At 71.5% G+C, this 19254-nt stretch carries 24 protein-coding genes; 17 read left to right on the forward strand and 7 right to left on the reverse strand.

Annotation, left to right across the window (positions count from 1 at the left end):
* Window positions 1–44 precede the first annotated feature (44 nt).
* From ACFZB9_RS26115 to ACFZB9_RS26130, 4 genes are all read left to right on the forward strand, one after another.
* Window positions 45–1586: a hypothetical protein gene (locus ACFZB9_RS26115; protein ID WP_391450995.1), complete on the forward strand. Its 1542-nt coding sequence runs from the start codon at window positions 45–47 to the stop codon at window positions 1584–1586.
* A 71-nt stretch (window positions 1587–1657) separates the two neighbouring features.
* Entirely contained in the window at window positions 1658–2929 is a 1272-nt protein-coding gene (locus ACFZB9_RS26120) for a S8 family serine peptidase (protein WP_391450997.1), read from the forward strand.
* 5 nt (window positions 2930–2934) lie between these two features.
* Entirely contained in the window at window positions 2935–3414 is a 480-nt protein-coding gene (locus ACFZB9_RS26125) for an HIT family protein (RefSeq protein ID WP_391450999.1), read from the forward strand.
* Between the two features lie 15 nt (window positions 3415–3429).
* Complete coding sequence (locus ACFZB9_RS26130) at window positions 3430–3813, forward strand: glyoxalase (RefSeq protein ID WP_391451001.1); 384 nt, start codon at window positions 3430–3432, stop codon at window positions 3811–3813.
* A gap of 197 nt (window positions 3814–4010) precedes the next feature.
* Here the strand turns inward: ACFZB9_RS26130 and ACFZB9_RS26135 are convergent, their stop codons facing one another.
* Window positions 4011–4313 (reverse strand): hypothetical protein, encoded by a 303-nt coding sequence (locus ACFZB9_RS26135; RefSeq protein ID WP_184937733.1) that lies wholly within the window; start codon window positions 4311–4313, stop codon window positions 4011–4013.
* Window positions 4314–4428: 115 nt separating this feature from the next.
* Window positions 4429–4914 (reverse strand): hypothetical protein, encoded by a 486-nt coding sequence (locus ACFZB9_RS26140; protein WP_391451004.1) that lies wholly within the window; start codon window positions 4912–4914, stop codon window positions 4429–4431.
* Between the two features lie 310 nt (window positions 4915–5224).
* Here ACFZB9_RS26140 and ACFZB9_RS26145 point away from each other — a divergent pair, with 310 nt between their 5' ends.
* Entirely contained in the window at window positions 5225–6358 is a 1134-nt protein-coding gene (locus tag ACFZB9_RS26145; protein WP_391451006.1) for a hypothetical protein, read from the forward strand.
* Between the two features lie 22 nt (window positions 6359–6380).
* On the opposite strand, the gene ACFZB9_RS26150 is transcribed toward ACFZB9_RS26145, so the two are convergent.
* Window positions 6381–6968, reverse strand: coding sequence for an isochorismatase family protein (locus tag ACFZB9_RS26150; RefSeq protein ID WP_391451008.1), 588 nt, complete (start codon window positions 6966–6968; stop codon window positions 6381–6383).
* Between the two features lie 149 nt (window positions 6969–7117).
* Window positions 7118–8473 (reverse strand): nicotinate phosphoribosyltransferase, encoded by a 1356-nt coding sequence (locus ACFZB9_RS26155; RefSeq protein WP_391451011.1) that lies wholly within the window; start codon window positions 8471–8473, stop codon window positions 7118–7120.
* 192 nt (window positions 8474–8665) lie between these two features.
* On the opposite strand from ACFZB9_RS26155, the gene clpS reads away from it, so the two are divergent.
* From clpS to ACFZB9_RS26185, 6 genes are all read left to right on the forward strand, one after another.
* Window positions 8666–8959: an ATP-dependent Clp protease adapter ClpS gene (clpS, locus tag ACFZB9_RS26160; protein WP_327067128.1), complete on the forward strand. Its 294-nt coding sequence runs from the start codon at window positions 8666–8668 to the stop codon at window positions 8957–8959.
* Between the two features lie 68 nt (window positions 8960–9027).
* The gene (locus tag ACFZB9_RS26165) at window positions 9028–9612 is read left to right on the forward strand and encodes a DUF2017 domain-containing protein (RefSeq protein WP_391451014.1); all 585 of its coding nucleotides are present in this window, start codon (window positions 9028–9030) and stop codon (window positions 9610–9612) included.
* Between the two features lie 61 nt (window positions 9613–9673).
* Window positions 9674–10105 carry a Mov34/MPN/PAD-1 family protein gene (locus ACFZB9_RS26170; protein WP_391451016.1) on the forward strand — a complete coding sequence of 144 codons (432 nt, stop codon included), beginning with the start codon at window positions 9674–9676 and terminating at the stop codon, window positions 10103–10105.
* Window positions 10106–10227: 122 nt separating this feature from the next.
* Window positions 10228–10332, forward strand: coding sequence for a putative leader peptide (locus ACFZB9_RS26175; RefSeq protein ID WP_312897357.1), 105 nt, complete (start codon window positions 10228–10230; stop codon window positions 10330–10332).
* Window positions 10333–10451: 119 nt separating this feature from the next.
* Window positions 10452–10730: a MoaD/ThiS family protein gene (locus ACFZB9_RS26180; RefSeq protein ID WP_391451019.1), complete on the forward strand. Its 279-nt coding sequence runs from the start codon at window positions 10452–10454 to the stop codon at window positions 10728–10730.
* The gene (locus ACFZB9_RS26185) at window positions 10730–11698 is read left to right on the forward strand and encodes a PLP-dependent cysteine synthase family protein (RefSeq protein ID WP_391451021.1); all 969 of its coding nucleotides are present in this window, start codon (window positions 10730–10732) and stop codon (window positions 11696–11698) included. Before ACFZB9_RS26180 ends, ACFZB9_RS26185 begins: the two co-directional genes overlap by 1 nt.
* Before the next feature lie 104 nt (window positions 11699–11802).
* Here ACFZB9_RS26185 and ACFZB9_RS26190 read toward each other — a convergent pair whose 3' ends face one another.
* Complete coding sequence (locus ACFZB9_RS26190) at window positions 11803–12360, reverse strand: type II toxin-antitoxin system PemK/MazF family toxin (protein WP_391451023.1); 558 nt, start codon at window positions 12358–12360, stop codon at window positions 11803–11805.
* A 187-nt stretch (window positions 12361–12547) separates the two neighbouring features.
* Here ACFZB9_RS26190 and ACFZB9_RS26195 point away from each other — a divergent pair, with 187 nt between their 5' ends.
* Both ACFZB9_RS26195 and ACFZB9_RS26200 read left to right on the forward strand, forming a co-directional pair.
* Window positions 12548–12748, forward strand: coding sequence for a MerR family transcriptional regulator (locus tag ACFZB9_RS26195; RefSeq protein ID WP_391451025.1), 201 nt, complete (start codon window positions 12548–12550; stop codon window positions 12746–12748).
* A gap of 210 nt (window positions 12749–12958) precedes the next feature.
* The gene (locus ACFZB9_RS26200; RefSeq protein WP_391451027.1) at window positions 12959–13705 is read left to right on the forward strand and encodes an MBL fold metallo-hydrolase; all 747 of its coding nucleotides are present in this window, start codon (window positions 12959–12961) and stop codon (window positions 13703–13705) included.
* A gap of 77 nt (window positions 13706–13782) precedes the next feature.
* Here ACFZB9_RS26200 and ACFZB9_RS26205 read toward each other — a convergent pair whose 3' ends face one another.
* Both ACFZB9_RS26205 and ACFZB9_RS26210 read right to left on the reverse strand, forming a co-directional pair.
* The gene (locus tag ACFZB9_RS26205; RefSeq protein WP_391451029.1) at window positions 13783–15051 is read right to left on the reverse strand and encodes a PTS transporter subunit EIIC; all 1269 of its coding nucleotides are present in this window, start codon (window positions 15049–15051) and stop codon (window positions 13783–13785) included.
* A gap of 254 nt (window positions 15052–15305) precedes the next feature.
* Entirely contained in the window at window positions 15306–16550 is a 1245-nt protein-coding gene (locus ACFZB9_RS26210) for a PTS transporter subunit EIIC (protein ID WP_391451031.1), read from the reverse strand.
* A gap of 373 nt (window positions 16551–16923) precedes the next feature.
* On the opposite strand from ACFZB9_RS26210, the gene ACFZB9_RS26215 reads away from it, so the two are divergent.
* From ACFZB9_RS26215 to rdgB, 4 genes are all read left to right on the forward strand, one after another.
* Entirely contained in the window at window positions 16924–17157 is a 234-nt protein-coding gene (locus ACFZB9_RS26215) for a glucose PTS transporter subunit EIIB (protein WP_391451033.1), read from the forward strand.
* Window positions 17158–17260: 103 nt separating this feature from the next.
* Window positions 17261–17986 (forward strand): ribonuclease PH, encoded by a 726-nt coding sequence (gene rph / locus ACFZB9_RS26220; protein ID WP_391451035.1) that lies wholly within the window; start codon window positions 17261–17263, stop codon window positions 17984–17986.
* A 102-nt stretch (window positions 17987–18088) separates the two neighbouring features.
* On the forward strand, window positions 18089–18478 hold the full coding sequence (locus ACFZB9_RS26225) for a hypothetical protein (RefSeq protein WP_391451037.1): 390 nt from the start codon (window positions 18089–18091) through the stop codon (window positions 18476–18478).
* A 101-nt stretch (window positions 18479–18579) separates the two neighbouring features.
* Complete coding sequence (gene rdgB, locus ACFZB9_RS26230; protein ID WP_391451039.1) at window positions 18580–19191, forward strand: RdgB/HAM1 family non-canonical purine NTP pyrophosphatase; 612 nt, start codon at window positions 18580–18582, stop codon at window positions 19189–19191.
* The last annotated feature ends 63 nt before the right edge of the window (window positions 19192–19254 follow it).

The raw sequence follows: 19254 nt of genomic DNA on the forward strand, positions 1-19254 counted from the left end.
ACAACCGTCCACAGGACTGACCGCAGGACCGGAGGCGTGCGATCGTGAGTGCCGATGTCACCGACTTCAACGGCTACAGCCACAGTGCGCTGCGGAAGATGGTCGACGCCTTGAACTCGGGCGATGTGATGGCCGCCAGCGACCCGTGGCGGCGGGCGGCGGACACCCTCAAGAAGATCCGCACCGCCCTGGACACGGCGTCCGGCGACGCCACCTACAGCTGGCAGGGCAACACCAGCGACGCCTTCTACTCGAAGATGACCAAGCTGGCGACGAGCGTCAACAACGCGGCGGCGTACGCGAACGACGCCTCCAACACGCTGCAGATGATGTCCGAGGCGATCGACCAGGCCAAGCACGACATGCCCGAGGAGCCCGGCTTCTGGTCCCAGGTCGGCAACGCGATCTCGGACACCGCGCAGAACGCGGTGGGGATCCAGGACGACAGCACGCAGATCCCGATCAAGGACCAGAAGAAGTCGGAAGCGGTCGCGGTCATGCAGACCTTGGCCAACAAGTACCGGACGGCGACACCGGTGCTGAAGCCGCCGCCGCTCAGCAACATTGACGAAACGGAGGTGCCACCCCCGGACCCGACCCCCTCGGCGGCCCTGAGCGCCTTCGTGATGGGCGCGGGCCTCGGCGCCATCGGCGGCTACACCTCGACTCCGGTGAACACCCAGGTGGTGAGCCGTGCTTCCGAGAGCCCGGCCGCTCCGGCGGCCGCGCCACCGCGTCAGCCGGCCTGCGCACCTGTGGCGCCCACGGACTCCGGGATCAAGGGCGGGGTCGCGAACCCGGCGCCCAAGCCGCCGAAGTCGGTGGCCGTCGGCGCGGATGCGCCCGTTGCCGACCACACGGTCGACTCACCGCCGGCCCGTCCGGCCGCCGGTCCGTCAGCTCCCTTGACACAGACGGTTGTTACGGGCAACGGGACAGGTCTCGACGCCACCGCTGCCGTCGGGCCCAGGCCGCCGTTGGCCATGCCTTCGGGCGGTCCGACCAGTGCGGTCGGAGGCGGCAGTGGGCCGGGCGGCATGCTGCCGATGGGCTTCGGCACCGGTGCAGGACGGATTCCGACGGTGGATCCCCGGCTGTCCGCCGGAGCCTTCAACGGCGAGGCGGAGCCCAGCCGACGTCCGGGCGCAGGCGGGTCGATGTCCGCTGACGAGGGCACAGAGGAGTCTGCCGGCGGTTCTGGGCGCACCAGTGCGACGCGGCAGGGTTTCGGACCGGATGAGGGAGCGTCAGCAGCGGCTCGCAGGAGCGGCTTCGGGCGCGGGGGCTCTGCCCGAAAGAGCGGCGGCGGTTCCGTGATCGGCGAGGGCGAGGAGGCGATCGGCGGCCGAGCCGAGAGCGCACCGCGCAAGGGGTTCACCGAGGGCGGCAGTGGTCTCGGTCTGCGCGGCCGGGCGAGCGAGTCCGAGGCTGCCGCCGCGGAGCGCACCGGGCCCGGTCTGCTGCCGGGCGGGACGCAGGCGGCCCGCCGGAAGAAGCGCAAGGAGGGCAAGCGAGCCGACTACCTGGTCGAGGACGAGGAGACCTGGATGTCGGACGAGGACGTCAACCCGGGCGTGGTGGAATGAGTCACCGTCTGAGGTGACAACTTCGAGGATTGGGGTGACCGACAGTGGCGAGTCGTCGGCCGGTGCGGGGGATGGCCGTCCTCGCCGCGGGGGCGTTGGTGTGGGGGCTGGCGGCCACGCCGGCCCTCGCGGACAGCACCAGGGATCAGCAGTGGCCGCTGCAGGCCTACGAGGCCGCGACCAAGGTGTGGCCGATCAGCCAGGGCGAGGGCGTGACGGTCGCGGTGATCGACACGGGAACTCAGGCGGATCATCAGGATCTGACCGGTCAGGTTCTCCTGGGCACCGATTTCTCGGGTGATCAGACCGACGGCCAGGTGGACAAGGACGGCCACGGCACCGGGATGGCGAGCCTCATCGCGGGTCACGGTCACGGGGATCAGGCCCAGGACGGCGTGATGGGGTTGGCGCCGAAGGCCAAGATCCTGCCGGTGCGGATTGCCCTCGCGAGTGCGGGCGATGTCCAGGCGGGTCCCGACAGCAGGTTTCCGGATGCCCTGCGCTATGCGGTTGATCACGGGGCAAAGGTCGTCAACATGTCGTTCGACGGCCCGATGCGAACCAGCCCGGACGACCGGGCGGCCATCTCCTACGCGGTGGCACACGATGTCGTCCTCGTGGCCGGTACGGGCAACCTCGGCTCGGTGGTCTCCTATCCCGCCGCCTTCCCCGGTGTTGTCGCGGTCGGGGCGATCGACCGGCAGGGCAACGTCTGGGACCACTCGAACCGCGGCCCCGAAGTGACGCTGGTCGCCCCCGGGGTGGGCATCACCAGCGCGGGCAACAAGAGCACCACCGACTACCGCTACGCGAACGGCACCTCCGACGCGACCGCCTACGTCTCCGCCATTGCCGCCCTGGTGCGGGCCAAGTACCCCGCCCTCTCGGCCGGTCAGGTGATCCGGCGCATGATCACCAGTGCCGCCGCGCCGCCCGACCACAGCCAGGTGCCCAACGACCGCTACGGCTATGGGATCGCCTCGCCCTCCAAGGCGCTCGCCCCCGATCCGGCGGTGGACAACGGGCCGAAGGACAACCCGCTGCTGACCCGCGTCGAGTCGCAGGGGGCGCCGGATTCCTCCTCGCCGGCACCGGTGCCCCAGGCGGCCGGTGGGAGTCATGGCGGGAGCAGCGGTGGGACGCCGGTCTGGCTCTACGGGGCCGGCGGTGGGGTGCTCGTGCTGATCGTGCTCGGCGTCACGGTCCTGATCCGTCGGGCCAACCGGCGTCCGGCCGCCGCCGTCCCGGCCCAGGGCGCCTACCCGCCGCCGTATCCGCCCCAGCAGCCCTACCAGCCCCAGCAGCCGCCCTACCCGCCCCAGCACCACGACCCCAGGAGCTGACCCGCTTGTCCGTCGCACCTGCCGTCACCACGGTCGCCGCCTGCTTCTCCTGCGCCAACACCGCCCTGCTGCCCGAACTGCCGCCGCGCGAGCTGGTGGCGCTGGACGAGCACTGGCGGGTGGCGCACGCGGTCGGTGCCGGGCTGCTGGGGTGGCTGGTGCTGGTCCCGCGCCGGCATGTGACCACCATCGCCGAGCTCGCGGACGAGGAGGCGGCGGCGCTCGGTGGGTGGCAGGTGCGGTTGTCGCGGGCGCTGACGGAGGTGACCGGGTGTGCGAAGACGTACCTCGCGCAGTTCTCCGAGGCGCCGGGCTTCAGCCATCTGCACTTCCACCTGGTGCCGCGCCCCGCGGACCTGGATCCGCAGCTGCGCGGTCCGGGCATCTTCGCGCTGCTCGGCAACCCGGCGCACCCCGTGCCCGAGGCCGAGGAGATGGACGGGATCGCCCGGCAGCTGAGCGCCTGTCTCCGTGGTGACCTGTGACTATATGGTCGGCCCATGACCGTATCTGACGACTTCTTCGCCGGCCTGCATCACGTCCAGCTCGCCATTCCGCCGGGCGCCGAGCCGCTCTGCCGGGAGTTCTGGGGCGAGGCGCTCGGGATGACCGAGTTGGTCAAGCCGCCGGTGCTGGCGGCCCGCGGCGGTTGCTGGTTCCGTGGTGGCGGGCTGGAGGTCCACCTCGGTGTGGAGCAGGACTTCGTGGCCGCCCGCAAGGCGCACCCGGGCATCCTGGTGAACGGGCTGCGCGCGCTGGGCGAGCGGCTGGAGGCGCACGGGCACCCGGTGCAGTGGGACGGCGAGTTCCCCGGGTACGACCGGTTCTACGCCTTCGACAAGGTCGGCAACCGGCTGGAGTTCCTGGAGCCGGAGCAGAGCTGACGGCGCTCGGCCACGCGCTGTCCGGGTAGGGCGGGCCACTGGATCGAGTCGGCTGAGCTGGGGTCCCCCGTCACCGCGGCTGCCGGTCGCCTCGTGGGCTCGCGCGGCCTCGGTGCCATTGTCTGTGCTGGGCCGTGCTGGTGGTGCTGTTCGTGCTGCCTACGTGGTGCGTGCTGCTCGTGCTCGTCCTGCGGTGTTCAGGCGACCAGTTCGCGGGCCTCCAGGTAGGTCCGCACCACCGCCATGCCGTACACCGGCTGGATCAGTTGCTGGCCTTTGAAGAACGGCCGGGCGGGTGCGAACCCGGCCGCGACGAGCAGTTCGCGGATCTCTGCTATCTCCGCCTCGCTGCGCGCAGTGAAGCGGACCTCCCAGCCCTTCTTGTACGTCGAGCCCCGCTCGCCGGCCCGGCGGGCGGGGTCGGGCTGCCGGACGTATCCGGGTAGCCGGCCCAGGCGCAGCTGCGCCGCGCTCAGACCTGATGTCTCGTCATATGGCATGCCCTGATGGTAGGCAATGCCTCCAGAGCACTTGTTCCGAGGGAGTGTTCCCGGGGAGTGGTCCGGGTCACACCGGCGCGCGGTACGCGGGTCGCCGGCCGGGTTCAGGCCGGGTTCAGGCCGTGGCCGGGGTCTCCTGCGCGGCCTTGGCGCGGGCGCTCTCCAGGGCGCGCAGCGCGGTCTGCTGGGTGAAGACGAGCAGGCCCACCGTGATGGCGGCCATCAGCACGCCGAAGACCAGGTGGGCGGCGGTGCTGGTGACCGTGACGCCGACCGCGTTGAGGACGAAGTGGCTGCCGAGCCGCAGGGCCAGCAGCCCGATGGCGACCTTGCGGGTCTCCTTGCCGCGCCACAGCGCCTTGGCCAGCCGCAGGCGCTTGCGCATCATGGTCAGCGAGATGACGATGTTGGCGACGACCAGCGCCCCGAGCACCGGCAGCATGACGGGGTAGGCCTTGATCAGGTCGTAGGCGCAGGCGAAGACGGCCTCGAAGCCGAAGAACCAGACCGGGAGCCTGAGCTCCTCGATCGGCTCGGTGATGGCGGCGAGGCCCTTGGGCGCTGCTGCGGCATCGGCCGGCGTGGCGGTCTTCCTGAACATGGTGGGCTCCCCGTGAGTGCGTCCGGCCTCGCGCTCTCCGCCCCGCCGGTGATCATGATTCTGCCGGGCGGCGGTGGTCCTGGGCCAGTGCGGGCGGGTCACCCTTCCGTCATGACGGATGTCACGACCCGGGCGTGCCTTCGGTGTGCTTTCAGATCGTGACTCAATCTGCAAGCACTTTGATCCTAATTACTCCGTTTGAGTGAGGGTATGGCGACTTTAGTGCTGGGCTGTCCCGATTTGACGACGGTTCAGTAACGGTGCGTCAGGTCGTGAATGCGGCGACCGGGTGACAGGGGAGGGTTGTCGCATGAGCTACCAGATCCCTTCCCCGGTCCCCTCGCTCGAAGAGCTGGCCCGCCGCCAGCAGAACGTGATCACGGCGAGTCAGCTGCGCGCCCGCGGTGTTCCGTCCCGGGTGGTCAGTGAGCACTGCCGGCGCGGCGGCCCCTGGCAGCGGCTGCTGCCCCGGGTCTACCTGCTGCAGACCGGCACGCCCACCCCCGAGCAGCGGATGTGGGCCGCGCTGCTCTACGCGGCCCAGAACGGCCGCGAGACGGGCTGTCGGGAGGGTGCGGTGATCACCGGCGCCGCCGCCCTCGCGCTCTACGGGTTCACCGCGGTGCCCCGGCTGCCGGCGGTCACCGGTGTGCAGGTGCTGGTGCCCAGGCAGCGCCGGCTGCGGGACGCCGGTGACGTGCGGATCCAGCGCACCGCACGGGAGTTGGAGGCCCAGGAGGTGCACGGACTGGCCTGCGCACCGGTGGCCAGGGCGGTGGCGGACGCGCTGCGCGAGTGGATCGACGGCGAGGAGGCGGCCCTGGCGGACCACGCCGAGCAGTCCGCCGCCGAGGCCCTGGGCCACTGCACGGGTCAGCCCCCGGCGCAGGCGGCGAGTCAGGCCGCGGGCCCGGCGGTACGGCTGGAGCCGCGGGCGCTGCGCTCGGTGCTGCGCGAGGCGGTGGCCGGCACCGCCGCCGACGGGCAGCCGGGCTGCACGCTCGCCGAGCTGATCGCCGAACTCCGCGAGGCGCACCTGGTGGAGGTCCCGCGGATCCGCGCGGCGGTGGACGAACTGCTCGCCGCCGAACGCGAGTCGGCGGTGCTGGCGGTGGTCGAGCTGGCCGCCGCCGAGCTGCTGCCCGCCCCGATGGTCGGCCCCGAGCTGCGGATGCGCGGCGGCACCTTCGTCGCGGTGCCGGACCTGTACTGGCCGCAGGCGGGGGTGGCGGTGGAGGTCGAATCCGAGGTGCGTTGCGTCAGCGAGGGCGAGCAGGCCTGGGTGCGGGCCGGTCAGCACCGGATGGAGTACCTGGGGGTGCGGGTGGTCTACCTCGGCGCCGAGCGGCTGGCCGGCGAGCCGGCGGCGGTGGCGGAGGAACTGCGGCAGACGTTCCTGGTGGGCGGGGCCGACGTGGTGGAGCTGCTGGTGACGGAAGGCTGAGCCGCACCCGCGGCCCAGCGCCTCACTCCAGGACGGGGGCCCCGGTCAGCTCCACCCCGGCCTCGCGCAGCTGGTCGAGCGCGGCGGCCGTGGTCGCGGGCGCGACCCCCGCGGTCAGGTCGAGCAGCACCCGGGCGGCGAACCCCTCGCGCACGGCGTCCAGCGCCGTGGCCCGCACGCAGTGGTCGGTGGCGATGCCGACCAGATCCACCGCCGTCACGGAACGCTCGCGCAGCCAGTCCGCGAGCGAGCTGCCGTTCTCGTCGACGCCCTCGAACCCGCTGTACGCGGCCGCGTACGCGCCCTTGTCGAAGACCGCCTCGATCGCCCCGGAGGTCACCGAGGGCGCGAAGTTGGGGTGGAAGCCCACCCCCTCGGTCCCGGCCACGCAGTGCGGCGGCCAGCTGTCGACGAAGTCCGGCTCGGTGGAGAAGTGCGCCCCGGGGTCGTGGTGGTGGTCACGGGTGGCCAGGATGTGGCTGTACTCGCTCCGGGCGGTGGCGATCAGCTCGGTGATCGCGGCCGCGACCTCGGCGCCGCCGGCGACGGGAAGACTGCCGCCCTCGCAGAAGTCGTTCTGCACATCGATGACGATCAGGGCCCGTTGCATGACTGGTTCCTCGCTGGCGGTCGGTCGGGGTAGGGGAGTGGAGTGTGGCCACTCTAGGGAGTGGGGGTGGAGGGCGGAAGGGGCGGCACCGCGGGGATGCCGCCCACGCGGGGCGGCCGGGGCGCCCGGGCCGTCCGGGCGCCGGCCGGTCAGCCCAGCAGCAGTTCGGTGGTCAGCACCGGCTCGCCCTTGGAGAGCTGGGTGGCCGACAGCGGCAGGGCGGCCCGGGACCGCAGGTGCCGCTCGCGCGCGGCGGCCAGCGGCTCGCGTCCCACCACCACGCCACCGCGTACCAGCGGGACCTGCAGCGCGTACGGCGCGAGCGACTGCGGCATCGGACCGGTGCCCACCACCTCGGCCTCGGCCACGCCGTCCGCGTCCGGGCGCCGGGCGGCCCACTTGCGCCCGCCCACGCTGGACTTGGCGCCGGCCGAGCGCTTGGCCACCGGCACCAGCGGTGCCCCGGGATCGGCCGAGGCGGCGCGGGCCACCAGCTTGTAGACCATCGCGCAGGTCGGGTGGCCGCTGCCGGTGACCAGGCTGGTGCCGACCCCGTAGCCGTCCACGGGGGCGGCCGCGAGGGCGGCGATGGCGTACTCGTCCAGGTCGGAGGTGACGATGATCCTGGTCTTGCGCGCGCCCAGCTCGTCCAGCTGGCGGCGGACCCGGTGGGCGAGCAGGGTCAGGTCGCCGGAGTCGATCCGTACCGCGCCCAGCTCGGGCCCGGCCACCTCGACGGCGGTGCGCACCGCCTCGGCCAGGTCGTAGGTGTCCACCAGCAGGGTGGTGCCGGTGCCCATCGAGTCGAGCTGCGCGGTGAAGGCGTCCCGTTCGCTGTCGTGCAGCAGGGTGAAGGCGTGGGCGGCGGTGCCGGTGGTCGGGATGCCGTGGGCGAAGCCCGCCGCGAGGTCGGAGGTGGCGGCGAAACCGGCGATGTAGGCCGCTCGGGCGGCGGCCACGGCGGCGGCCTCGTGCGCCCGGCGGGCTCCCATCTCGATGCACGGCCGCTCCCCTGCGGCGGCCGTCATCCGGGAGGCCGCCGCCGCGACCGCCGAGTCGAAGTTGAGGATGGAGAGGATCACCGTCTCCAGGATCACCGCCTCGGCGAAGCTGCCCTCCACGGTGAGCAGCGGCGAGCCGGGAAAGTAGGCCTCGCCCTCCGGGTAGCCGTGGATGTCGCCGCTGAAGCGGTAGTCGGCCAGCCAGCTCAGCGTGGCCTCGTCCACGACTCGCTGGTCGGCCAGCCAGTCCAGCTGGGCGGTGGTGAAGCGGAAGTTCTCCACCGCGTCGAGCACCCGGCCGGTGCCGGCGAACACCCCGTAGCGGCGGCCGTCGGGCAGTCGGCGGGTGAAGACCTCGAAGGCCGAGCGGCGGTGCGCGGCGCCGCTGCGCAGCGCGGCCTGCAGCATGGTCAGCTCGTAGCGGTCGGTGAGCAGCGCGGTCGAGCCGGCTGTCGGCGAGGTGGGCGCGGCGGACTGCGTCGCCGCGAATGCCTGGGCGTCCATGAGGATGATGCTACTACCACTTAGCGTCAGATTGACGATTTCCTGCCGGAGGGCCGGGTCGGAATCGCTCCGAGGTCCCCCGGATGGCAGCATGGGAGGTCAGAGGAGCTGTACCGAGGCATGCCCATATCCAGGTGAGCCCGGCCCCAGGTGGGCCGGGCCCCATCGAGTCACCGATGAGGAGAGCCAGTCGTGAGTGTCGCGCCGGCCGAGATCGAACGCCCCGAGGCCGAGAGTCTCCCGGTGGCGGAGCCGGACACTCCGTGGGTCACGATCGTCCACAACGACCCGGTCAACCTGATGAGCTACGTCCTCTACGTCTTCCAGGCCTACTTCGGCTACCCGAAGGAGAAGGCGCGCAAGCTGATGATGGAGGTCCACACCCGCGGCCGCGCGGTGGTCTCCAGCGGCACCCGCGAGGAGATGGAGCGCGACGTGCAGGCCATGCACGGCTACGGCCTGTGGGCCACCCTGCAGCACGACTGACCTGCTGTCGGTCGGCGAGGTGCCGACTGATCCAACGACACCTACAAGAACCGGACGGTTACCTGACGATGGCTGGGTTGTTCGAGCGGACCCGAGACGGCAGCGCCGCGATCGCCCTGGAGGAGGTGGAGGCCGCCATCCTCCGCTCGCTCGAGGTGCAGATGCTGGAGCTGATCGGTCCAGGCCCCGGCGAAGCGCCCGGCGCGGAGGCCGACCCGTTCGCCGCGCTCTTCGCCGATGGGCCCACCGAGGCGCCGAGCGATCCCGCGCTGGCCCGCCTCTTCCCCGACGCCTACGGCGAGCCCGGCAAGCCGGTGGACGCGCAGACCAAGGCGGCCGCCGGGGAGTTCCGCCGCTACACCGAGCTGGACCTGCGGGCCCGCAAGCGCGAGGACGCGCTGCTGGTGATCCGCTCGCTGGACACCATCGGCAACGGCGGCGGGGTGCTGCGGCCCAGCACCGAGGACTGCCCGCGCTGGCTGAGCGCGCTCAACGACCTGCGGCTGACCCTCGGGGCGCGTCTGGAGATCACCGAGGAGGACGAGCAGGGGCTGTACAACCTGCCCGACAGCGACGAGCGCAAGCCCCTGGTGATGGCCTACCTCTGGCTCGGCGCGATGCAGGAGTCGCTGCTGGAGGCGATGACGGGCTGAGCCCCGGCGGTGGGTGCGGGCGAGCCTCAGGGCCTCGATGGCCGGGCCCTATCCTGGCCGCATGCTGACCATCACCCGAGAGCTGCACGACGCGATCGTCGCCCACGCCCGCGCCGACCACCCGGACGAGGCCTGCGGGGTCGTCGCGGGGCCGGCCGGCAGCGGCCGCCCCGAGCGCTTCATCCCGATGCTGAACGCGGCCCGCTCGCCCACGTTCTACGAGTTCGACTCGGCCGACCTGTTCAAGCTCTACCGCGAGATGGACGACCGGGACGAGGAGCCGGTCGTGGTCTACCACTCGCACACGGCCACCGAGGCCTACCCCTCGCGCACCGATGTCAGCTACGCCTCCGAGCCGAACGCGCACTACGTGCTGGTCTCCACCGCCGAGGGCAACGGCGCGGACGACCCGTTCCAGTTCCGCTCGTTCCGGATCGTCGAGGGCGTGATCACCGAGGAGGAGGTCACGGTCGTCGACGGCCCCGTCGCCTGACCGGGGCCCGGTGGCGGTGCCGACGGGTCGGAGCACGGCAGAATCTCACAGGGTGGTCGAAAAGCATCCAGTCTGCGAGACATGCATGTCGGAACCGGGGCGGGAATCTATACGATGAGCCCATGCGTTCCGTCGATGTGAGCACTCAGGCCCCGGGCACCCGCCTCGTGGCGCGCCTGCACATCGACCTGTGCCGGCACGCCGCGGCCATCTGTCCCGGCGCCTGAACCGCGCTCGCCCCGCCTGTCCGGGGAGCTCGCGCAGCACGTCCCGTCGCACGTCACGAAGACAGTTCGTCCACCGCCGCGCGCCCGCGGCACCCTCTCACCCGCCCAGGAGCGCAGCCATGGCCATCGAGGTCCGCATCCCGACCATCCTCCGTACCTACACCGACGGCGCCAAGGCCGTCGACGGCACCGGCAGCAACCTCGGGGAGCTCATCGCCGACCTCGACGTCCGCCACCCGGGCATCGCCGCCCGCCTGCTGGACAACGGCGACCTGCGCCGGTTCGTGAACGTCTACCTGAACGACGAGGACGTCCGGTTCCTGGAGGGCATCGCCACCGGCGTCAAGGACGGTGACAGCATCACCATCCTGCCCGCCGTCGCCGGCGGCTCCCGCTGATGCGTTACGACAGCCCCCTCGCGGCCGTCGGCAATACCCCCCTGGTCCGACTGCCCCGGCTCTCCGCCGCCGTTCCCGGCAACGCGGAGGGGCGGGTCAGCCTGTGGGCGAAGCTGGAGGACCGCAATCCGACCGGCTCGATCAAGGACCGCCCGGCGCTGTACATGATCGAGCGGGCCGAGGCCGCCGGCCGGCTCACCCCCGGCTGCACCGTGCTGGAGCCCACCAGCGGCAACACCGGTATCTCGCTGGCCATGGCGGCCAAGCTCAAGGGCTACCGGATGATCTGCGTGATGCCGGAGAACACCAGCCAGGAGCGGCGCGAGCTGCTGCGGATGTGGGGCGCGGAGATCATCTCCTCGCCCGCCGCCGGTGGTTCCAACACGGCGGTGCGGGTGGCCAAGGAGCTGGCCGCCGAGCACCCCGACTGGGTGATGCTCTATCAGTACGGCAACCCCGACAACGCCGGGGCGCACTACGCCACCACCGGCCCGGAGATCCTGGCCGACCTGCCCTCGGTCACGCACTTCGTGGCCGGACTCGGCACCACCGGCACCCTGATGGGCGTCGGCCGCTTCCTGCGCGAGAAGGTGCCGGGCGTGCGGATCGTGGCCGCCGAGCCGCGCTACGACGACCTGGTGTACGGGCTGCGCAACCTGGACGAGGGCTTCGTCCCCGAGCTGTACGACGCCGAGGTGCTCACCACCCGGTTCAGCGTCGGCTCGGCCGACTCGGTCCGCCGCACCCGTGAACTCCTCGCCGAGGAAGGCATCTTCGCGGGGGTCTCGACCGGCGCGATCCTGCACGCCGCGCTCGGCGTCGCCCGCCGCGCGGCCGAGGCGGGCGAGCAGGCGGACATCGTCTTCGTGGTGCCCGACGGCGGCTGGAAGTACCTGTCCACCGGCATCTACACCGCCGAGAGCACCGAGGCGGCCGTCGAGATGCTCCAGGGCCAACTCTGGGCGTGACACGCAGCCGTGGCCGGCCCCCGATCCCGGGAGCCGGCCACGCTGTCACCGCCGGGCCGGGTCAGCCCTCCGGCACCGGGAAGACCCCGGTCAGCAGGTGGGGTTCACCCGGATGAGCGAGCGCGTTGGACGCGGGCCCAGAGCTGGCCGTCCACCGGGCCGACGCGGCGGCGGAAGTGGGTGAGCGGGACCTCCCGCTGCTCGTCCAACTCCAGCCAGCTGGCCCGGCCCTGGCGGTCGGCGACGGTGCCCGGGGGGAGTGCGAGGACGCCCGGCAGCTCGGCGTGGTGCTTGCTGGTGATCTTCGCGACGGTGGCGGTGCGGCCGTTCACCCGGAGCACCAGGCACGGGCGGTCCTTGCTGCCGGGGCCGTCCTCGAAGGGGACTTCGGCCCACCAGATCTCGCGCGGCGCGGGCGTCCGCCCGGCCCCGCCGGGGCGCTCGCCGGGCCGCTCGGGTCGGCCGGCCGGCTCGGGACGGCGCGCAGGAGGGGCGGTCCGCGGACGGGTGGGTCGCCGCGGGGCGAGAAGGCGACCCCGGCCGGGCCCCGTTCCGTTGCCCCGACGCCGGCCCGCCAGCACGGCGAGGCCGATCAGCAGGGCCAGGGCGGCCGGCACGATCAGCGCGATCATCGTGGGCGGGACGCCGTGCGAGTGATTCATGTGCTGACCGTACCGGCTGTGACAGTTGAGAATTTATCCGTTTCCCGCTTCCGCTCTGTCACGGAATCACCACCGGGCCCGGCCGGCACCTGTACCCCTGACATCACCGGAAAGGCTGGTCGCGCGCCGGGGACCACCCGGCGAACCGGCACAGCTCAGCTCTCGGAACACCCGGAGGTGGCGCCAGATGAGCAGCCAGCGCAGTAACGGCGACGCGTGGTCCTACGCCGAGATCGCCCGCCACATCGGAGTCCAGCCCGACACCGTGCGCAGCTACCGCCGGCACGGCCTGCTCCCCGACCCCGACTTCGTCGACCAGGCAGGCCACCCGCGCTGGTACGCCGACACCATCCGGGCCTGGGCCATGCGCCGCCCGGGCCACCGCTGAGGGCGGTTCCGCCGCCCGCGCGCGGCCCGAGCGCGCGACCCGTCCCCGCGCCGCCCCGTTCTGGTGATTCCAGCCACAGCGCGGCACGGGGGCGGGGGCAAAGTGCCGCTCCGCCCTTACTCTCGACACGCGACCGCTGCAGCTACCCGCCGGTGTGACCCGGCGGTAACCGGCGTGCTCGGGGACCTGGACAGGGCGGAGGGGCTCAGGATGAAACTGACTGTGGTGGGGTGCTCGGGGACCTTCCCGTCGCCCGACTCGCCCTGCTCCAGCTACCTGGTCGAGGCCGACGGCTACCGCCTGGTGCTCGACCTCGGCAACGGCGCGCTCGGCGCCCTGCAGAACCACGTCGGCCTCTACGCGGTTGACGCCATCGCGCTCAGCCACCTGCACGCCGACCACTGCATCGACCTGTGCGCCTACTGGGTGGCCCGCAACTACCGCCAGGAGGGCTGCCCGGAGCCGCTGCCGGTCTACGGGCCGCTGGACACGCCGGGCCGGCTGGCCCGCGCCTACGACATGCCCGAGCAGCCCGGGATGACCGAGGTCTTCGACTTCCACACGCTGACCCCCGGCACCTTCACGCTCGGGCCGCTGACGGTCACCGCGATCCGGGTCAACCACCCGGTGGAGGCCTACGCCTTCCGGATCGAGCACGGCGGCCGCTCACTGGTCTACTCCGGCGACACCGGGGAGTGCCCGGAGCTGATCGAGCTGGCCCGGGACTGCGACTTCTTCCTCTGCGAGGCCGCCTTCACGGACGGCAAGGAGACCGTCCGGTCGATCCACCTCAACGGCCGTGAGGCCGGCGAGCACGCGGCCGCCGCCGGGGTCCGCCGCCTGGTGCTCACCCACATCCCGCCGTGGACCGACCCGCAGCGCAACCTGCGCGACGCCGAGGCGGCGTTCCGGGGCCCGGTGGAGCTGGCCAAGGCCGGTGCGACGTACGAGATCTGAGCGGTGCGGGCGGACAGGGGAGAGGGGCACCGGCCACGTGGCCGGTGCCCCTCTCCCCTGCGGTCAGCGCGCGGGTGTCACTTGGTGACGTCCTCGATCTCCTCGTCGCTCTCGCGACCGGGGGTCTTGAGGTCGAACTTGGTGATCGCGAAGCGGAACAGGAAGTAGTAGAGCGCCGCGAAGACCAGGCCGATCGGGATGATCAGCAGCGGGTCGGTGGCCTTGCTGTAGCCGAGCAGGTAGTCCAGCAGACCGGCGGAGAAGGTGAAGCCGGCGTGCACGCCCAGCGCCCAGGTGACGGCCATCGAGACGGCGGTGAGCACCGCGTGGATCGCGTACAGGCCGGGGGCGATGAAGACGAAGGCGAACTCGATCGGCTCGGTGACACCGGTGACGAAGGAGGTCAGCGCCAGCGACATCATCATGCCCATCACGGCCTTGCGGCGCTCGGGCTTGGCGCAGTGCGCGATGGCCAGGGCGGCGGCGGGCAGCGCGAACATCATGATCGGGAAGAAGCCGGACATGAACTGCCCGGCCGTCGGGTCGCCGGCGAAGAAGCGGGTCAGGTCGCCGTGCACGACGGTGCCGTCGGCCTTGGTGTAGTCACCGGCCTGGAACCAGGCGTAGGAGTTGACGAACTGGTGCATGCCGACCGGCAGCAGCGCGCGGTTGATCAGGCCGAACGCACCGGCGCCCAGCGCGCCCGCGCCGATCAGGCTGTTGTTCAGGTGGCCGATGGCGTTGCCGACCGGGCCCCAGACCTCGGCGAAGACCACGCCGACCGCGGTACCGACGAAGGCCATGATGATCGGGACCAGGCGGCGGCCGTTGAAGAAGCCGAGCCAGTCGACCAGCTTGGTGCGGTGGAACTTCTGCCAGAGGATCGCGCTGAGCAGGCCGATCACGATACCGCCGAGCACTCCGGGGTTCTGGTACGTCGCGGCGACGTACTTGCCGTCGGCGATGTGACCGTCGGTGATCGGGAACGCGGTGAGCACGTTCTTGTAGACCAGGAAGCCCACCAGGGCGGCGAGCGCGGTGGAACCGTCCGCCTTCTTGGCGAAGCCGATCGCGATGCCGACGGCGAAGAGCAACGGCAGGTTGTCGAAGACGGCGCTGCCCGCGGTACCGAAGACGGCGGCGACCTTGTCCCAGCCGAGGCCGTCCTTGCCGAAGACGTCGTCCTGGCCCAGGCGCAGCAGCAGGCCGGCGGCCGGGAGGACGGCGATCGGGAGCTGGAGGCTGCGGCCGATCTTCTGCAGGCCCTGGAGGAGGTTCTGGCCGTACTTCTTCGCTGGGGAGACGGCGGGGGCTGCGGGCGCCGGTGCCTTCGCAGTCGTACTCATGGGGTGGTTCCTCACGGCAGGGCGTACCGGGTGGGGTGCGGCCGGGGCCGGTACGCGAACTGGTCTACACCACTAGTGGTGTAGACCAGTTTTGTAGCACGGGCCGAGAGGGGCTGGAAGGGCAGAAAGGCCCGCAGGTGGGAAGTGCTATGAAATCGAAACCTTGTTATGGATTAACGATCTTCACTGTCCACCGTAGTCGAACGACGGAGCGCCTCGCGCTGGACCGTGACGTCCCCGGCGGCCGGCCGGGTTCAGTCCTTGGTGGTGTCCTCGACCTCGTCGTCGGGTTCCCGGCCCGGGGTGATGAGGTTGAACTTGGTGATCATGAAGCGGAAGAGCGCGTAGTAGACCACCGCGAAGCAGGCGCCGATCGGGATGATCAGCCAGGGCTTGGTGGCCAGGCTCCAGTTGATCAGGTAGTCGATCAGGCCGGCCGAGAAGCTGAAACCGTCGTGCACCCCGAGCGCCCAGGTGACGCCCATCGACACCCCGGTCAGCAGCGCGTGCGCCACGTAGAGCAGCGGGGCGACATAGAGGAAGGAGTACTCGATCGGCTCGGTCACGCCCGTCACGAAGCTGGTCAGCGCCACCGAGGTCATCAGGCCCAGCACCTCCTTGCGGCGGTGCGGCTTGGCACAGTGCGCGATCGCCAGGGCGGCGGCGGGCAGCGCGAACATCATGATCGGGAAGAAGCCCGAGGTGAACTGCCCGGCCGTCGGGTCGCCCGCCAGGAAGCGGTTGATGTCGCCGTTGACCACGGTGCCGTCCGGCTTGGTGTAGCTGCCGTACTGGAACCACATGAAGGTGTTCAGGAACTGGTGCATGCCGATCACCAGCAGTGCGCGGTTGGCCACGCCGAAGATGCCGGAGCCGACCGAGCCGAGGTCGGAGAGCCACTTGCTGAAGTGGGTCAGCGCGGTCCCGATCGGCGGCCAGACCCACAGGCAGAGGACCGCGAAGACCAGGCCGACGAAGGCCATGATCATCGGGACCAGGCGGCGGCCGTTGAAGAAGCCGAGCCAGTCCACCAGCTTGGTCCGGTGGAACCGCACCCAGAACCAGGAGGCCATCAGGCCCATGATGATGCCGCCGAAGACCCCGGGGTTCTGGTAGCTCGGCGGCGTGGTCGCCGGCTTCACCGGGAACTGGTGCAGGATGTTGTAGTAGACGAGGAACCCGGCCACCGCCGCCAGCGCGGTCGACCCGTCGGCCTTCTTGGCCATGCCGATCGCGACGCCGATGCAGAAGAGCAGCGGCAGGCCGAGCGAGGAGTCCAGCAGCGCGCCGCCGGCCCCCGACAGCACCTTGGCGACGTCCGGCCAGTCGGCGATCCTGCCGTCGGGTCCGAAGATGTCCGGCTGGCCCAGGCGGTTGAGAATGCCGGCCGCGGGGAGGACCGCGACCGGCAGCTGGAGCGAGCGGCCCATCTTCTGCAGACCGCCGTAGAAGGTCTGCCACCACTGTTTCCGGGGGACCGCGGCGCTCGCCGAGCTCATCTTCGTCCTTCCGCAGTGCCGGCCGGCTCGGACCGCGTTCGGGCCGGGCGGTGAGCGGACGCGGGAACACCGGCACCACCCCGCACGTTTTGGGAAGTACACCCGTATTGGTGTAGACCAGTCGTGGCGCAGCCGTACCGACGTGGACCTGAACCCCGCTCACCGTCATCCTGGGACGAAGATCCACGACGGGCGCGCGGTGCTGGGCCGATCGGGTACCAGCGTGGCGCATCACCCGGAACCGGGTGATCCTGGTCGCGCCGGTGTGCGCGGCGGGCTCCTGAGCCCGCGTCATTCCGGCCACCCGCGCAGGGCACACCGCAGGACGGCCTCCGGCAAAGCAGCCGGAGGCCGAGACAGAGGGAGAAAGACAATGGCCACCAAGGCTGAGAAGATCGTCGCCGGTCTCGGCGGTATCGCGAACATCGAAGAGGTCGAGGGCTGCATCACCCGCCTGCGGACCGAGGTCATCGACGCCTCCCTCGTCGACGATGCCGCCCTGAAGGCCGCCGGCGCCCACGGCGTGGTGAAGATGGGTACCGCGATCCAGGTCGTCATCGGCACCGACGCCGACCCGATCGCCGCCGAGATCGAGGACCTCATGTGAGCTGAGGCTCACCCGGCACAGCCGTCCGGGGCCCGTCGCCGCCGTGCGGTGACGGGCCCTCGGGGTATGTCCGGTATGCGTGGAGCGACTAGGCTCAGACGCTATGTCACGCATTGACGGTCGCACGCCCGACCAACTCCGCCCGATCACCATCGAGCGCGGCTGGAGCAAGCACGCCGAAGGCTCGGTCCTGATCTCCTACGGCGACACCAAGGTGCTCTGCACCGCCAGCGTCACCGAAGGCGTCCCGCGCTGGCGCAAGGGCAGCGGCGAGGGCTGGGTCACCGCCGAGTACGCCATGCTGCCGCGCGCCACCAACACCCGCGGCGACCGCGAGTCCGTCCGTGGCAAGATCGGCGGCCGCACCCACGAGATCAGCCGGCTGATCGGCCGTTCGCTGCGCGCCGTGGTCGACCACCGCGCGCTCGCCGAGAACACCATCGTGCTCGACTGCGACGTGCTGCAGGCCGACGGCGGCACCCGCACCGCCGCGATCACCGGCGCCTACGTCGCCCTGGTCGACGCCGTCTCCTGGGCCCGGGAGCGCAAGCTGCTGCGCGCCAAGGGGCAGCCCATCACCGGCGGCGTCAGCGCGGTCAGCGTCGGCATCATCGACGGCGTGCCGATGCTCGACCTGCGCTACGAGGAGGACGTGCGCGCCGAGACCGACATGAACATCGTCTGCACCGCTGACGGCCGTTTCGTCGAGGTCCAGGGCACCGCCGAGGGGGCGCCGTTCGACCGTGACCTGCTCAACCAACTGCTCGACCTCGGCACGCTGGGCTGCGCCGAACTGGACGAGATCCAGCGCAAGGCGATCGAAGCCTGATCGGATCCGAACGGATCGCGTCAGGGTGGGCGGGCGGGGCTGTACAGGGCGCCGTCCGGAACGTACGGTTCCCGGAACAGCACACCGCATCGGAGGACCGCGATGCAGCACAGCATGACCCGTCCCGCCGCCCTGGCCGTGGCCGCGTTGATCCTCGTCCTCCCGCTCAGCGCGGTCAGTTGCTCGGCCACCCAGAAGGCGCTCGACTGCGGCAACACGGCCGTCAAGGTCGGCACCGACCTCAACCAGCTCAACAACGCCTACGGCAACGCGAACAACGACCCGGCCGCGGCCGGGCGCGCGGTGGCGAACCTCAAGGCGGACCTCGACAAGCTCGGCAAGAACGCCGGCAGCACCGACGTCTCCAAGGCCGTCACCGACCTGCAGCAGCAGGCCGACAAGGCGCAGCAGGCGATCGACGCCAAGCAGGCCCCGGACCTCGGGCCGCTCGGTGACGCGGCGGCGAACCTGACGAAGGTCTGCACCGGCTGAGCCGCTGACGGACCGTGATGGGCGGCGGGCGTGGGTGCGGGCGCGTGGTAGCCGTCGTGCGGCTGGGCCGGCGGGGCGGCGGCGGGGGATACTCGGGGGTCATGAGCACCTCCCGACGCCTCGTCCTCGCCACCCGCAATCAGCACAAGGTCATCGAACTGCGCGCGATCCTCGGCGCCGCCGGCCTCGACGTCGACCTGGTGGGCGCCGACGCCTACCCCGAGATCCCCGACGTCCGCGAGACCGGCGTGACGTTCGCCGAGAACGCCCTCCTCAAGGCCCACGCGCTGGCCCGGGCCACCGGCCTGCCCGCCGTCGCCGACGACTCCGGCCTGTGCGTGGACGTCCTCGGGGGCGCGCCCGGCATCTTCTCCGCCCGCTGGGCCGGCAAGCACGGCGACGACCGCGCCAACCTGGAGCTGCTGCTCGCCCAGCTCTCCGACATCGCCGACCCGCACCGCGGCGCCCACTTCGCCTGCGCCGCCGCGCTGGCCCTGCCGGACGGCACCGAGCGCGTGGTGGAGGGCCGCCTGCTCGGCACCCTGCGGACGGCCCCGGCGGGGGCGGGCGGCTTCGGCTACGACCCGATCCTGCAGCCGCTCGGCGAGAGTCGGACCTGCGCGGAGCTGACCGCCGAGGAGAAGAACGCGATCAGCCACCGGGGGCAGGCGTTCCGGGAGTTGGCACCGGTGGTGGGGGAGTTGCTGGGCTGAGCCCAAGACGTGGCGAAGGCCGGACCGAAGCTCTCAGTCCGGCCTTCGCCACGCAGATGAAAC

Source organism: Kitasatospora sp. NPDC008050 (assembly GCF_042957465.1).
Taxonomy (GTDB): Bacteria; Actinomycetota; Actinomycetes; order Streptomycetales; family Streptomycetaceae; genus Kitasatospora.

What these genes read in the sequence shown, in the direction of transcription:
- ACFZB9_RS26120 (WP_391450997.1), top strand. Translation starts at nt 1,658, where the DNA reads ATGGCCGTCCTCGCCGCGGGGGCGTTGGTGTGGGGGCTGGCGGCCACG.
- ACFZB9_RS26130 (WP_391451001.1), top strand. Translation starts at nt 3,430, where the DNA reads ATGACCGTATCTGACGACTTCTTCGCCGGCCTGCATCACGTCCAGCTC.
- ACFZB9_RS26135 (WP_184937733.1), bottom strand. Translation starts at nt 4,313, where the DNA reads ATGCCATATGACGAGACATCAGGTCTGAGCGCGGCGCAGCTGCGCCTG.
- ACFZB9_RS26140 (WP_391451004.1), bottom strand. Translation starts at nt 4,914, where the DNA reads ATGTTCAGGAAGACCGCCACGCCGGCCGATGCCGCAGCAGCGCCCAAG.
- ACFZB9_RS26145 (WP_391451006.1), top strand. Translation starts at nt 5,225, where the DNA reads ATGAGCTACCAGATCCCTTCCCCGGTCCCCTCGCTCGAAGAGCTGGCC.
- ACFZB9_RS26150 (WP_391451008.1), bottom strand. Translation starts at nt 6,968, where the DNA reads ATGCAACGGGCCCTGATCGTCATCGATGTGCAGAACGACTTCTGCGAG.
- ACFZB9_RS26155 (WP_391451011.1), bottom strand. Translation starts at nt 8,473, where the DNA reads ATGGACGCCCAGGCATTCGCGGCGACGCAGTCCGCCGCGCCCACCTCG.
- ACFZB9_RS26165 (WP_391451014.1), top strand. Translation starts at nt 9,028, where the DNA reads ATGGCTGGGTTGTTCGAGCGGACCCGAGACGGCAGCGCCGCGATCGCC.
- ACFZB9_RS26170 (WP_391451016.1), top strand. Translation starts at nt 9,674, where the DNA reads ATGCTGACCATCACCCGAGAGCTGCACGACGCGATCGTCGCCCACGCC.
- ACFZB9_RS26175 (WP_312897357.1), top strand. Translation starts at nt 10,228, where the DNA reads ATGCGTTCCGTCGATGTGAGCACTCAGGCCCCGGGCACCCGCCTCGTG.
- ACFZB9_RS26180 (WP_391451019.1), top strand. Translation starts at nt 10,452, where the DNA reads ATGGCCATCGAGGTCCGCATCCCGACCATCCTCCGTACCTACACCGAC.
- ACFZB9_RS26185 (WP_391451021.1), top strand. Translation starts at nt 10,730, where the DNA reads ATGCGTTACGACAGCCCCCTCGCGGCCGTCGGCAATACCCCCCTGGTC.
- ACFZB9_RS26190 (WP_391451023.1), bottom strand. Translation starts at nt 12,360, where the DNA reads ATGAATCACTCGCACGGCGTCCCGCCCACGATGATCGCGCTGATCGTG.
- ACFZB9_RS26195 (WP_391451025.1), top strand. Translation starts at nt 12,548, where the DNA reads ATGAGCAGCCAGCGCAGTAACGGCGACGCGTGGTCCTACGCCGAGATC.
- ACFZB9_RS26200 (WP_391451027.1), top strand. Translation starts at nt 12,959, where the DNA reads ATGAAACTGACTGTGGTGGGGTGCTCGGGGACCTTCCCGTCGCCCGAC.
- ACFZB9_RS26205 (WP_391451029.1), bottom strand. Translation starts at nt 15,051, where the DNA reads ATGAGTACGACTGCGAAGGCACCGGCGCCCGCAGCCCCCGCCGTCTCC.
- ACFZB9_RS26210 (WP_391451031.1), bottom strand. Translation starts at nt 16,550, where the DNA reads ATGAGCTCGGCGAGCGCCGCGGTCCCCCGGAAACAGTGGTGGCAGACC.
- ACFZB9_RS26215 (WP_391451033.1), top strand. Translation starts at nt 16,924, where the DNA reads ATGGCCACCAAGGCTGAGAAGATCGTCGCCGGTCTCGGCGGTATCGCG.
- rph (WP_391451035.1), top strand. Translation starts at nt 17,261, where the DNA reads ATGTCACGCATTGACGGTCGCACGCCCGACCAACTCCGCCCGATCACC.
- ACFZB9_RS26225 (WP_391451037.1), top strand. Translation starts at nt 18,089, where the DNA reads ATGCAGCACAGCATGACCCGTCCCGCCGCCCTGGCCGTGGCCGCGTTG.
- rdgB (WP_391451039.1), top strand. Translation starts at nt 18,580, where the DNA reads ATGAGCACCTCCCGACGCCTCGTCCTCGCCACCCGCAATCAGCACAAG.